The sequence below is a fragment of the Pseudonocardia sp. GCM10023141 genome (assembly GCF_042653605.1).
Window position 1 is genome coordinate 32,577 of sequence record NZ_JBHSIR010000030.1, and the last position, 13,413, is coordinate 45,989.

11 protein-coding genes are annotated in these 13,413 nt (G+C 72.9%); 8 read left to right on the forward strand and 3 right to left on the reverse strand.

Features of this window, described 5'->3' with window-relative positions:
• The first annotated feature begins 17 nt into the window (after positions 1–17).
• On the forward strand, positions 18–353 hold the full coding sequence (locus tag ACFPFQ_RS17930; RefSeq protein ID WP_379620181.1) for a YciI family protein: 336 nt from the start codon (positions 18–20) through the stop codon (positions 351–353).
• A gap of 306 nt (positions 354–659) precedes the next feature.
• Here ACFPFQ_RS17930 and ACFPFQ_RS17935 read toward each other — a convergent pair whose 3' ends face one another.
• Complete coding sequence (locus ACFPFQ_RS17935; protein ID WP_379620183.1) at positions 660–1,418, reverse strand: CAP domain-containing protein; 759 nt, start codon at positions 1,416–1,418, stop codon at positions 660–662.
• A 19-nt stretch (positions 1,419–1,437) separates the two neighbouring features.
• Between ACFPFQ_RS17935 and ACFPFQ_RS17940 the strand changes: the two genes are divergently transcribed.
• The 7 genes from ACFPFQ_RS17940 (at position 1,438) to ACFPFQ_RS17970 (ending at position 11,404) form a co-directional block, all read left to right on the forward strand.
• Positions 1,438–1,731, forward strand: coding sequence for an acylphosphatase (locus ACFPFQ_RS17940; protein WP_379620185.1), 294 nt, complete (start codon positions 1,438–1,440; stop codon positions 1,729–1,731).
• 36 nt (positions 1,732–1,767) lie between these two features.
• Positions 1,768–5,379, forward strand: coding sequence for a chromosome segregation protein SMC (smc, locus tag ACFPFQ_RS17945; RefSeq protein WP_379620187.1), 3,612 nt, complete (start codon positions 1,768–1,770; stop codon positions 5,377–5,379).
• Between the two features lie 31 nt (positions 5,380–5,410).
• Complete coding sequence (ftsY, locus tag ACFPFQ_RS17950; protein WP_379620189.1) at positions 5,411–6,745, forward strand: signal recognition particle-docking protein FtsY; 1,335 nt, start codon at positions 5,411–5,413, stop codon at positions 6,743–6,745.
• 124 nt (positions 6,746–6,869) lie between these two features.
• Positions 6,870–8,282 (forward strand): ammonium transporter, encoded by a 1,413-nt coding sequence (locus tag ACFPFQ_RS17955; RefSeq protein ID WP_379620191.1) that lies wholly within the window; start codon positions 6,870–6,872, stop codon positions 8,280–8,282.
• A gap of 5 nt (positions 8,283–8,287) precedes the next feature.
• The gene (locus ACFPFQ_RS17960; protein WP_379620193.1) at positions 8,288–8,626 is read left to right on the forward strand and encodes a P-II family nitrogen regulator; all 339 of its coding nucleotides are present in this window, start codon (positions 8,288–8,290) and stop codon (positions 8,624–8,626) included.
• Positions 8,627–8,714: 88 nt separating this feature from the next.
• A complete protein-coding gene (locus tag ACFPFQ_RS17965; protein ID WP_379620195.1) occupies positions 8,715–9,053 on the forward strand; it encodes a P-II family nitrogen regulator in 339 nt (112 codons plus the stop codon).
• On the forward strand, positions 9,050–11,404 hold the full coding sequence (locus ACFPFQ_RS17970) for a [protein-PII] uridylyltransferase (RefSeq protein ID WP_379620197.1): 2,355 nt from the start codon (positions 9,050–9,052) through the stop codon (positions 11,402–11,404). Before ACFPFQ_RS17965 ends, ACFPFQ_RS17970 begins: the two co-directional genes overlap by 4 nt.
• 99 nt (positions 11,405–11,503) lie before the next feature.
• Here ACFPFQ_RS17970 and ACFPFQ_RS17975 read toward each other — a convergent pair whose 3' ends face one another.
• A complete protein-coding gene (locus tag ACFPFQ_RS17975) occupies positions 11,504–12,817 on the reverse strand; it encodes an MFS transporter (protein ID WP_379620199.1) in 1,314 nt (437 codons plus the stop codon).
• Complete coding sequence (locus ACFPFQ_RS17980; RefSeq protein ID WP_379620201.1) at positions 12,814–13,242, reverse strand: MarR family winged helix-turn-helix transcriptional regulator; 429 nt, start codon at positions 13,240–13,242, stop codon at positions 12,814–12,816. The genes ACFPFQ_RS17975 and ACFPFQ_RS17980 overlap by 4 nt, the downstream gene beginning before the upstream one ends.
• Positions 13,243–13,413 lie beyond the last annotated feature (171 nt).

The following is a 13,413-nucleotide window of genomic DNA, read 5'->3' on the forward strand; positions in this document are numbered from 1 at the left end:
CGTCCGAGGAGAGCCCCGTGAGCGAGATCACCGACGAGTACATGCAGGAGCAGCTGGGACGCAGCCGCGTCTACACGCTCGCGATGCTCCGACCCGGGCCGAAGTACGGGACCGAAGGCAGTGACGCCGTCATCTGGGAGCACGGCAGGCGCAACTTCGAGCTCCGTGCTGCCGGCACGATGTCGATCGTGGGGCCGGTGATGGACGGCACGGACCTGGCCGGGATCAGCATCCTCACCGCCTCGGTGGAGGAGGCCGCGGCCCTGCTCGACGGCGACCCGGCGGTGCAGGCCGGCCTGTTCGGCTACGAGCTGCACCCGCTGCGCAGCTTTCCCGGGGATGCGCTCGGGTAGGGCACCCGATGGCTGTCAGGAGGCGAGTGATCAACGCCCACGGGTTCCGGTTGGATCATGAGCCAGTGCGCGCTCGACTACCGTCACGAAGATCAACGCCTACTGGGTCATGGTCAACACCGAACCAGTGGGCGTTGATCACCCCAGCCGCACCGCAGCGCCCCACGTCGGACCCTCCTGTGCGCCTCGGCGAGCATGATCCGCGCGAGCCGCACCGCAGCGTCATCGACAGGGCCGTGGCGTGCGGCCCGCGCACCCCGCCATGACGGACTTTCCTGCAACGCGAGGGCCGGGCGACGGGCGGGCTCAGCGCCCGAAGTCCTGCGTCCAGTAGTCGCCGTTCTGGTCGAAGCCGACGCCGATGGTGGTGAAGGTGCAGTCGAGGATGTTGCGCTTGTGGCCGGGGGAGTTCATCCACGCCTGCACGACCTCGGCCGCCGTGCGCTGCCCGCGGGCGATGTTCTCGCCGCCCGGGTCCGGGTAGCCGGCGTTGGTGATCCGGGTGACGAAGGTGCGCCCGTCCAGGCTGTCGTGGGAGAAGTAGCTCTGCAACGACATGTCGGCGCTGTGGCCCTGCGCCGCGGTGTCGAGGCGGTCGTCGCGGCGCAGGGCCGCGCAGCCCGCCTTGGCCCGTTCCTGGTTGGTCAGGGTGACCACACCCGCGGTGCCGGCGGGGGCGAGTGCCCCGCCGGGAGCGGCGGGCGGGGGCGCGGTGACCGTCGTCGGTGGCGGCGCGGCCTTCGTCGTGGTGGGCGGCGGGGCCAGCGCCCGGGTCGGGGGCGCCACCGGGGCGGCCGGCGCCGGCTTGGAGGTGCTCGGCTGGGCCGGCGCGGCGGGGGCGGGCTGCGCCTGCGTCACGTCGGCGACGGTGGGGGTGGCGGTGGGGAGCGAGAACGACGGCGTGCCGGTGGGCAGGGCCGCAGGGGCCTCGGCGATCGAGCCCAGCGCGGTGGACCAGCTCTCCGGGAAGGTCCCGGTGGGCGCCACCGTCATGGCCCCCACGAGGACGGCGCCGGTGGCGAGGCTGCTCAGCAGCACAGCGCCGTGGCGTCGGAACGTGATCACAGCGCGGTAACGTAGCAGCATGCCGGGCACGAACAGTGATTCCTCCGTTCGGCTCACGGCCTGGGTGCACGGGCACGTCCAGGGTGTGGGTTTCCGCTGGTGGACGCGATGCAGAGCCCTGGAGCTTGGGCTGGTTGGCGCAGCGCGCAATCTCCCGGATGGACGAGTGGTGGTGACAGCGGAGGGTGAGAAATCAGCGTGCAGCGGTCTGCTCAGTGCGCTGAAGGGTGAATCGACGCCGGGCCGTGTGGATCACGTGGTGGATCAGTGGGGCGAGGCGCGAGGCGGCCTGCACGGGTTCGTCGAGGCCTGACGGTAGCCTTCACGGCCACTGCTAGTCGGGAGAACCGTGTACCTCAAGAGCCTGACGCTGAAGGGCTTCAAGTCCTTCGCCTCGGCCACCACCTTGCGGCTGGAGCCGGGCATCACCTGCGTGGTGGGCCCCAACGGCTCGGGCAAGTCGAACGTGGTCGACGCGATCAGCTGGGTGCTCGGGGAACAGGGCGCGAAGGCGCTGCGCGGCGGCAAGATGGAGGACGTCATCTTCGCCGGCACGTCCGGCCGGGCCCCGCTGGGCCGCGCCGAGGTGACGCTGACGATCGACAACTCCGACGGCGCGCTGCCCATCGACTACGGCGAGGTGTCGATCACCCGCCGGATGTTCCGCGACGGCGCGGGCGAGTACGAGCTCAACGGCAGCAGCTGCCGGCTGCTCGACATCCAGGAGCTGCTGTCGGACTCCGGCATCGGCCGCGAGATGCACGTGATCGTCGGGCAGGGCCAGCTCGACTCCGTGCTGCAGAGCAAGCCCGAGGACCGCCGCGCCTACATCGAGGAGGCCGCAGGCGTCCTCAAGCACCGCAAGCGCAAGGAGAAGGCGCTCCGCAAGCTCGACGCGATGCAGGCCAACCTCACGCGCCTGACCGATCTCACCGCAGAGCTGCGCCGCCAGCTCAAGCCGCTGGGGCGCCAGGCCGAGATCGCGCGCCGCGCGCAGGCCGTCCAGTCCGAGCTGCGCGACTCCAGGCTGCGCCTGGCCGCCGACGACCTCGTGACGCTGCGCGATCAGCTCGCGCGGGAGGAGGCCGACGAGTCCGCGGCCAGGGCCCGCCGCGCGGAGGTCGAGGAGCAGCTCTCGGTCGCCCGCGTCGAGCAGGAGCGCCTGGAGGCCGCGCTCGCGCAGGACGCCCCGCGACTCGCCGCCGCGCAGGACACCTGGTACCGGCTCTCGGCGCTCGCGGAGCGCCTCTCGGGCACCGTCCGGCTCGCGCAGGAGCGCCGCCGCCACCTCGCCGACGCCGGCGAGGCCCGCACCCCCGGTCGTGATCCCGACGAGCTGGAGGCCGAGGCCGAGATCGTCGCGGAGCAGGAGGACGAGCTCGTCGAGGCGGTCGCGCAGGCACGTCGCGCGCTGTCGGAGATCACCGACGAGCGCGCCGAGCACGAGCGCACGCTGGCCGCGGCCGAGCGGGCGCACATGGCCGCGGTGCGCGCGCTGTCGGACCGCAAGGCCGGCCTGGCGACGCTCGCGGGCCGCGCCGAGGCGATGCGCAGCACGGCCACGGCCACCGCCGAGGAGATCGAGCGCCTCTCCGATGCGCTGGCCGAGGCGCAGGAGCGCACCGACGTCGCGCAGGCCGAGCTCGACGGCGCCACCGACGAGCTGGGTGACGGCGGCTCGGCGGGCGGCGACCTCGCCGAGCTGGAGCAGCGCAGCGCCCAGGCCGTCGAGGCGCACAAGGGCGCCCGCGCACGCGTCGCCGAGCTGGTGGCGCAGGAGCGTGAGGTCGAGCAGCAGCGGGCGCACTGGCGGGCCCGGGTCGACGCGCTGTCGGTCGGGCAGGCCCGGCGCGACGGTTCCGGGTCATTGCTCGACGGCGACCTGCCCGGCGTGCTCGGCCCGGTGCCCGGCCTGATCACGGTCGAGCCATGGGCCCGCACGGCCGTCGCGGCGGCGCTGGGCGACCTGGCCGATGCCGTGGCGGTGGAGAGCGCTGAGTCGGCGGTCGGGGCACTGCGCCGGCTCCGCAGCAAGGACGCCGGCCGCGCCGCGCTGCTGGTCGGGTCGTTGCAGGAAAGCCACTTTCCCGCAACGACGTTGCGGGAAAGTGGCTTTCCTGCCATCGGGGAGCTACCCCCCGGCACCCGCTGGGCCACCGACGCCGTCACCGCGCGAGGCCCGCTCGCCGGCGCCGTCGCCCGCCTGCTGCACGGCGTCGCCGTCGTCCCCGACCTCGACGCCGCCCGCGCGCTGGTCGAGGCCCACCCCGAGCTCACCGCCGTCACCACCGACGGCGACGTCCTCGGCGCCACCCGCGCCGAGGGCGGCTCCGGCTCCGCGTCCACCGCGCTCGACGTGCAGGCCGCCGTCGACGAGGCGCGGGAGAAGCGGGAGTCCGTCGAGCAGGAGCTCGCCCGGCTGCGCCCCACGCTGGAGGGCGCGCGCGCCGAGGAGGCCGCCCGGCTCGCCGACGTCGAGGCCGCCCGCACGACCCAGACCGCCGCCGAGCAGCGCCGCACGGCCGCGTCCGCGCAGCTGGGCCGCTTCGAGCAGGCGGTGCGCTCGGCCACCGCCGAGGCCGAGCGGCTCCGCACCCGCCGCGACCAGGTCGAGACCCGCCGCTCCGACGCCCTGCTCGCGTTGGAGGCAGCCGAGCGGCAGCTCGCCGTCGCCGAGGACGAACCGGTCGAGGACGAGCCCGACACCGAGATCCGCGACGCCGCGGCCGAGGCACTCGACACCGCCCGCTCGGCCGAGGTCGACGCGCGGCTGTCCCTGCGCACGGCCGAGGAGCGGGCCCGCGCCATCGCCGGCCGGTCCGAGGCGCTGCGCCGCCAGGCCACCGCGGAGCGCCAGGCCCGCCAGCGCGCCGCCGCCGCCAGGGAGTCCCGCGAGCGGGGTGCCGTGATCGCCGCGCTCGTCGTCGAGGCGGGGGAGACGGCGTGCGCGCGCATCGCGGAGTCGCTCGCCGTCGCCGCGCTGGAGCGCGACGCCGCTGCCGCCGCCCGTGACACCCGGGAACGGGCACTGGGCGAGGCCCGCGCCACCACGAACCGGCTCGGCTCGCTGATGGAGAAGCTCACCGACACCGTGCACCGCGACGAGGTGGTGCGCGCCCAGAACCGACTGCGCCTCGAGCAGCTCACCGAGCGGGTGCTGGCCGAGCACGGACTGGGCATCGAGGACCTGGTCACCGAGTACGGGCCGGACGCCCCGGTGCCCGCGTCGGCGGCGGAGATGGCCGAGTACCAGGCGGCGAAGGAGCGCGGCGAGGACGTCACAGAGCCGCCCCCGATGCCGTTCGACCGCCCCACCCAGGAGCGCCGGGCGCAGCGCGCCGAGAAGGACCTCACGCTGCTGGGCAAGGTCAACCCGCTCGCGCTGGAGGAGTTCGCGGCGCTGGAGGAGCGCTACCGGTTCCTCTCCACGCAGCTCGAGGACCTCAAGAACACCCGCCGCGACCTGCTCACGGTGGTCCGCGAGGTCGACGACAAGATCCTCGAGGTCTTCGCCATCGCCTACGCCGACGTCGCCCGCGAGTTCGAGATCGTGTTCTCCACGCTGTTCCCCGGCGGCGAGGGCAGGCTGGTGCTCACCGACCCCGAAGACATGCTCACCACGGGTGTCGAGGTGGAGGCGCGGCCACCCGGCAAGAAGGTCAAGCGGCTGTCGCTGCTGTCGGGTGGGGAGCGCTCGCTCACGGCCATGGCGCTGCTCGTCGCGATCTTCCGCGCCCGCCCGTCACCGTTCTACATCCTCGACGAGATCGAGGCCGCACTCGACGACGTCAACCTGCGCCGGCTCATCTCGCTGATGGAGGAGCTGCGCGAGACCAGCCAGCTCATCGTCATCACGCACCAGAAGCCGACGATGGAGGTCGCCGACGCCCTCTACGGCGTCAGCATGCGCGGCGACGGCATCACCACCGTGATCAGCCAGCGCCTGCGAGCCGCAAGCTGAGCCCACCCGGGCGTTGTGACAGGGTGTTGCGGTGAGTGCACAGACCTTGTGGATCGTCGTGGGCGTCGTCGTGGCGATCCTGCTCGTCGCCCTCGTGGTGGGCCTGGTGCTGCGCAGCAGGCGCCGGATCAGCCTGCGCGACGCCGCCGAGCTGGAGCGGAAGGCCGCCGAGGCGCAAGCACCCAAGCGCGGAGGCACCTACCAGGCGGAGAGCGGCTTCGCCTTCTCCAGCGGCGCCCCCGTGGAGACCCCGGAGCTCCCCGCCCCGGTCGAGGAGACGCCCGCCCCGGCCCCCCTCGAGGCCGAGCCGGCGACTCCCGAGCCCCCAGCGCCCGGCCCGACCGAGCCGGAGCCGGCTCCGGCGCCGGTCGACGCCCCCACACCCGTCGAGACCGCACCCGTCGCGCCCACGCCCGTCACGCCGGCCCCCGCACGGGAGCCGATCGCACCCGTCGAGGGCCGCCTGGAACGGCTGCGCGGCAAGCTGGCGCGGTCGCGCTCCGGCTTCGGGCAGGGCCTGCTCGGGCTGCTCGGTGCCGGCGACATGGACGAGGAGTCGTGGGAGGACGTGGAGGCCACGCTCCTGCAGGCCGACCTCGGCCCCGACATGACCGCCGAGCTCGTCGACACGCTGCGCACGGAGCTGGCCGGCCGCGGCGTCCGCACCCCGGAGCAGGCCCGCCAGCTCCTGCGCGACGTGCTCACCGACGCGCTGCGCACCGATCTCGACCGCTCCGTCCGCGCGCTCCCGCACTCGGGACGGCCCGCGGTGCTGCTCGTCGTCGGGGTCAACGGCACCGGCAAGACCACCACCACCGGCAAGCTCGCCCGCGTCCTCGTCGCAGGCGGCCGCAAGGTGGTGCTCGGAGCCGCCGACACGTTCCGCGCCGCCGCCGCGGAGCAGCTGGTCACGTGGGGCGAGCGCGCCGGGGCAACGGTCGTGCGCGGCGCCGAGGGCGCCGACCCGGCCAGCGTCGCCTTCGACGCGGTGAAGCGGGGTACCGAGGACGGCGCGGACGCCGTGCTGCTCGACACCGCGGGCCGCTTGCACACCAAGACCGGCCTGATGGACGAGCTGAACAAGGTCAAGCGCGTCGTGGAGCGCCAGGCTGAGGTCGACGAGGTGCTCCTCGTGCTCGACGCCACCACCGGTCAGAACGGCCTGATCCAGGCCCGCGTCTTCGGCGACGTGGTGAAGGTCACGGGCATCGTGCTCACGAAACTCGACGGCACTGCCAAGGGCGGCATCGTGTTCCGCGTGCAACGCGAGTTGGGCGTCCCGGTCAAGCTCGTGGGCCTGGGCGAGGGTCCGGACGACCTTGCGCCATTCGAACCAGCGGCCTTCGTCGACGCGCTGCTCGGATGATCCGGTAACGCGTCTGTAACCCCGAGCGGTCTGCCGTTCACCAACGCGCAACAACTCGCGACCTCGCGCGAAACACGGCACCCAGAGTATTCCCACCAGCCTGCCGACCAGCTGGAGGGAAACCGTGCTCAATTCCGGTGATACTGCATGGGTGCTCGTGAGCGCTGCGCTCGTGATGCTCATGACGCCCGGTCTGGCGTTCTTCTACGGCGGAATGGTCCGCAGTAAGAGCGTCCTCAACATGCTCATGATGAACTTCATCGCGCTTGCGGTGGTCGGGGTGCTGTGGGTCTTCTACGGCTTCAGCCTGGCCTTCGGCAACGACATCGGCGGTGGACTGCTCGGGAACCTGGACTTCGCCGGGTTCCAGAACATCATCGGCCACCTCGTCGGATTCGCGGTGACCACCGGTACGCCGGTGGCGTGGCCCGGCCCGGATGCGCTGCCCATCGCCGCATTCGCGATGTTCCAGCTGATGTTCGCGGTGATCACTCCGGCGCTGATCTCCGGTGCTATTGCCGACCGCGTCAAGTTCTGGAGCTGGACGCTGTTCATCGCACTCTGGTCGACGATCGTGTACTTCCCGGTCGCGCACTGGGTGTTCTCGTTCGACGGTTTCATCAGCGCCGACGCGGTGGGCGGCTGGATCGCCAACATCTCCAAGCTCGGCGCGCTCGACTTCGCCGGTGGTACCGCGGTGCACATCAACGCCGGTGCGGCGGGCCTCGCGCTCGCCCTCGTGCTCGGCAAGCGTCGTGGCTGGCCCAAGGAGCCGATGCGGCCGCACAACCTGCCGTTCGTGCTCCTGGGTGCGGCGCTGCTGTGGTTCGGCTGGTTCGGCTTCAACGCGGGTTCCGCGCTGACCGCCGGTGACCTCGCCGCCACCGCGTTCACCAACACGATGGTCGCCACGTCGGCCGCCGTGCTCGGCTGGCTGATCATCGAGCAGATCCGCGACGGCAAGCCCACCACCCTCGGTGCCGCGTCCGGCGCCGTCGCGGGCCTCGTCGCGATCACGCCCGCCGCGGGGTACGTCAGCCCGCTCGGTGGCATCGCGATCGGCTTCATCGCCGGCCTGCTGTGTGCGCTGGCCGTCGGCCTGAAGTTCCGTCTCGGCTTCGACGACTCGCTCGACGTCGTCGGTGTCCACCTCGTCGGCGGTCTCGTCGGCACCCTGCTCATCGGCTTCTTCGGCACGGTCTCGGTCAACAGCCTCGGTGCCGACGGGTTGTTCTACGGCGGTGGGCTGGCCCAGCTGGGCAAGCAGGCGGTCGCGGCGTTCACGGTGTTGGGCTACTCCTTCGTCGTCACCACGATCCTGGCGCTGATCATCAAGTACACGATCGGCTTCCGGATCAAGGACGAGGCCGAGGTCGTCGGCATCGACGAGAACGAGCACGCGGAGACCGCGTACGACTTCTCCACCCTGCGTGGCGGCGGCGGCCTGGGCACGTCCCGCCCGCTCCCGCCGAGCACCACGGCCGAAGCGAAGGCATCGACGGAGCAGGTCCCGGCAACCGCAGGCAAGGAGAGCTGAGCGCGATGAAGCTCGTCACGGCGATCGTGAAGCCGTTCGTCCTCGAAGACGTCAAGGGCGCGCTCGAGCAGATCGGCGTCCTCGGGATGACGGTCAGCGAGGTGCAGGGCTACGGGCGGCAGAAGGGGCACACCGAGGTCTACCGCGGCGCGGAGTACTCGGTGGACTTCGTGCCGAAGGTCCGGGTCGAGGTCGTCGCCGACGACCAGCTCGCCGACAAGGTGGTGGACGCCGTCGTGGAGGCGGCCCGCACCGGCAAGATCGGTGACGGCAAGGTGTGGGTCACCCCCGTCGAGACCGTGGTCCGGGTGCGCACCGGCGAGCGCGGGAACGACGCGATCTGACCTGTTCGGAGATGTGATCGGCCGAGCCCGCTGCGCCGCGAGACGGTGCAGCGGGCTCGGTGCCAACCACACCGAGGGGAGAACCGCGATGATGCTCGTGACGGCCATCGTCAAGCCGTTCGCGCTGGGCGACGTGCGGGCCGGGCTCGAGGGGCTCGACATCGCGGGGATGACGGTCAGCGAGGTGTCCGGGTACGGGCGCCAGCGCGGCCACACGGAGGTGTACCGCGGTGCCGACTACCAGGTGGACTTCGTGCCGAAGGTCCGCGTCGAGCTGGTCGTCGACGACGACGTGGTGGACAAGGTGATCGACGCGGTCGTCACGGCCGCGGGTTCGGGCAAGATCGGGGACGGCAAGGTGTGGGTCAGCGCGGTCGACACGATCGTGCGCGTGCGCACCGGGGAACGGGGTGCCGACGCGCTGTGAGTGCCGGGGACGGGGCGTCGGGGGACGCAGGCGATCTGATCAGGGCGAAAGCCAAGTTGCTCGACCCGGGCGCCGGCAAGCGCCGGTTGGGCCCGGAGGCGCTGCGCACGGCGCTGGTGGACCTGCACGACTTCTGGCTCTCGTCGCGGTGCGCGGCGATCGGGCTCACCGACCGGGCCGCGCTCGTGGCCGTCGGGGCGCTGGGGCGGCGCGAGCTCGCGCCGTACTCCGACCTCGACCTCGTGCTCCTGCACGACGGCCGCAAGGACGTGGAGCGGCTGGCCGAGCAGCTCTGGTACCCGCTGTGGGACGCGGGCATCGGGCTGGACCACTCCGTCCGCACCCCCGGCCAGGCCGTCCAGGTGGCGGCCACCGACCTGCGGGCGGCGTTCGGGCTGCTGGAGGCGCGGCACATCGCCGGCGACCCGGAGCTCGCGAGCAAGGTCAGCACGGCCGTGCGGCAGGCCTGGCGGGCCGGCATCCGCAACCGGTTCGACGAGATCACCGACGGCGCCCACGAGCGGTGGCGCAAGTCCGGCGACGTCGCCCACCGCGTGGAACCCGACCTCAAGAACGGTCACGGCGGGCTGCGCGACATCCAACTCGTCGACGCGCTCGCCGCCGCGCAGCTCGTCGACCGCCCGTCGGCCGACGTGCTCGCCGCGCGCTCGCTGCTGCTCGACGTGCGCACCGAGCTGCACCGCCTCGCCGGGCGGGCTCGCGACGTGCTGCGCGCGCAGGACGCCGACGAGGTGGCCGCGTCGCTGGAGATCGCCGACCGGTTCGAGCTCGCCAGGGCGCTGTCGGGCGCGGCGCGTTCGGTGGCGTTCGCGGCGGAGGTCGGGCTGCGGTCGGCGCGGGGAGCGCTGCCGCGGCGCGGGCTCGCGGCGCTGCGTCGCGCGCCGGTGCGCCGGCCGCTCGACAACGGGGTCGTCGAGCACGCCGGTGAGGTCACGCTCGCCCGCGATGCCACGGCAGCGCGGGATCCGGCGCTCGTACTGCGGGTCGCGGCGACGGCCGCGCGCACCGGGTTCCCGGTGGCGGCCGGCACGCTGCACCGGCTCGCCGACACCGCCCCCGAGCTGCGCGAGCCGTGGCCGCGGGCCGCGCTGGGCGAGCTGCTGTCACTGCTGGGCACGGGCCGCGCCCTCGTCGACGTCGTAGAGTCGCTGGACCGCACCGGCCTGTGGGGTCGGCTGTTCCCCGAGTGGGGTGCGGTGCGCGACCTGCCGCCGCGCGACCGCGCCCACGTCTGGACGGTCGACCGGCACCTCGTCGAGGCCTGCGCGCAGGCCGCCCGCCTGACGACCCGGGTCTCGCGACCCGACCTGCTGCTCGTCGGGGCCCTGCTGCACGACATCGGCAAGGGCCGCGACGGCGACCACTCGGTGGTGGGCGAGTCGATCGCGGTGCAGGTCGGCAGGCGGTTGGGGCTCTCCGATGCCGACGTCGCGGTGCTCGGAGCGATGGTGCGCCACCACCTCCTGTTGCCCCACACCGCCACGCGGCGCGACCTTGACGATCCGACGACGATCGCGCGCGTCGTCGAGACGATCGAGGGCAACGGGCTGCTGCTCGACCTGCTCGAGGCGCTCGCCGAGGCCGACTCGCTCGCCACCGGGCCCGGCGTGTGGAGCCCCTGGAAGCGGGCGCTGATCCGCGACCTGGCGTTGCGCTGCCGCACGTTGATCGCGGGGGAGGCGCTGCCGGAGGCCGGCACGCTCACCGAGAGCGGCACGGCGCTCGCCGCCGCCGTCGACGGGGACGGGAAGCCGCAGCTGCGGCTCGACGACTCGGTGGATCCGGCCACGGTGACCGTGGCGGTGACCAACCGGCCCGGCCTGCTCGCCGCGGCGGCCGGGGTGCTGGCGCTGCACTCGCTGGAGGTGCACGCCGCGCAGCTGACCACCACGGGCGGCGTCGCCGTGTTCACGTTCACGGTGTCACCGAAGTTCGGCGGGTTGCCCGACCCGGCCCTGCTGCGCTCGGACCTCATCAGGGTGCTCGACGGCACCTTCGGGCTGCCCGAGGCACTGGCGCGCAAGGAACGCGACTACGCGCCGATGTCACCGTCGGGTGAGGCGCCTGCCCCGCCGCGGGTGCTGTGGTTCGACGACGAGGCCACCGGTGCGGTGGTGCTGGAGCTGCGCGGCACCGACCGGATCGGCCTGCTGCACCGGATCGCCACCGCGCTGGAGGGCTGCGGGGCCGACCTGCGCTGGGCACGGGTGGCGACGCTGGGCGGCTCGGTCGTCGACTCCTTCTGCCTCGACGGCGGCGCGGGTGGCAGCAGGCTGCCCGACTCCGAGCGGCGCCGGATCGAGAAGGCGGTGCTGGCGGCGGCGGTCTGAGGCCCGGCACCGCCCGACTGCCGTCGCAGGGCGTTCACCCCGTTGCAGGAAAGCCACTTTCCCGCAACGACGTTGCGGCAAAGTGGCTTTCCAGCAATCTCAGCTCGCGGGGTGGAACACCTCAGCCCGCTCCCGCACCCCGGCCTCCCCGGTGCCGTCCTCGCGGATCTCCTCCACCTCGTCGGCGTCGAGATCGGCCTCACCGGCGTGCACGGCCTCGCCCGCCGCCAGCTCGACGTCGGCCTGCGCGAGCAGCTTGTGCCCGGTCGCGAGCACCCCGATCGCCAGCAGCACCGCGAACGACCCGAGCGCGAAGGGCACGTGCACGTTGAGGTGCTCGGCCAGCAGCCCGGCCGCGAACGGCGCGAGCCCGCCGCCGATGAACCGGATGAAGCCGTAGGCGGCCGACGCCACCGGGCGCTCGACGGGCGACACGAGCATCACGGCCTGCGTCGTGAGGGTGTTGTTGATGCCGATCAGCGCGCCCGAGGCGATGACGGCGACGACGAGCGTCGGCGTCGAGCCGGTCCAGATCGCGATCACGGCGAGGATGGCGGCGAACAGGAACAGGTTGACGTAGAGGGTGCGGGCGGTGCCGAGGCGGCGCTGCAGCCGCGGCGCCACGAACACCGAGAAGATCGCGACCAGCAGGCCCCAGCCGAAGAACACCGCGCCGAGCTGGTAGATCGACAGGTGCATCGGGAACGGGACGTAGCCGAGCATGGTGAAGAAGCCCCAGTTGTAGAGCAGCGCCGTGACGCCCATGGTCAGCAGCCCGCGGTGGCGCAGTGCGCGCAACGGCTCCGCGAGCGACGCCCGGTGCGGCGGTCGTGGGGTGGCCGGCACGAACAGGACGGTGGCGATCAGCGCGATCGCCATCAGCACCGACACTCCGAAGAACGGGCCGCGCCAGCTGATGTTGCCGAGCACCGCGCCCAGCAGCGGGCCGCAGGCGATGCCGATGCCCAGCGCCGTCTCGTACAGCACGATCGCGCCGGCGAACCCGCCGCTGGCCGAGCCCACGATCACCGCGAGGGACGTCGCGATGAACAGCGCGTTGCCCAGCCCCCAGCCGGCGCGGAACCCGACGATGCCACCGATGCTGTCGGACAGGCCCGCCAGCGCGGCGAACGCCACGATCAGGATCAGGCCCGCGATCAACGTGTTCTTGGCGCCGATCCGGCTCGACACCCAGCCCGTCACGAGCATCGCGACGGCGGTGACCACCAGGTAGCTGGTGAACAGCAGCGTCACCTGGCTCGGGGAGGCGCCCAGCTGCGTGGACAGCGCCGGCAGGATCGGGTCGACGAGCCCGATGCCCATGAACGAGACGACGCAGGCGAACGCGACGGCCCACACCGCCTTCGGCTGCCGGAACGGGCTCGCCGGCCGTGCCGGTTCCGCTGTGGTCATGAGCGAGCTCCTGTCGAGACGAGGCGGGTGATGGCCGGCACGGCCGCGGCGAGCGCGGCCTGGTCGTCGGCGTCGAGCGTGTCGATCAGGGCGGCGAGCGCTGCGGCCCGCTCGCGGCGGCGCTCGGCCAGCAGGTCGAGCGCGGCGGCGGTGGCCGCCACGTGGACGCTGCGGCCGTCGGCCGGATCCGGGGTGCGCTGCACGAGGCCCTGGGTGTGCAGGCGCGCGACCAGCCCGGTCATCGCGGGCTGCGTGACGCCCTGCGCTTCGGCGAGCTGCGTGATCCGCATCGGCCCGGTGCGTTCCAGCGTGGCCAGCGTCGAGGCGGCGACCAGGCTCAGGCCGGCGCGTGCGGTCAGCCGCGGCAGCAGGGTGACGAGCTGGTCGACGCCCGCCGCCACGACGTTCTGATCGATAGCATGCACAACGACTTGTATAGCATCATTATGTATCTCGGGCATGGGCCGAACGGTGTGCCTGCGCGCACAGCACGCCGGTGACCGGCCGGACATCCAGACGTAACCTCCGGCGGGTACCCGTTCACGCCCGCGAAACACGACGTCGCACCGGCGTAACAAAAGCCTCTGAGGATCACG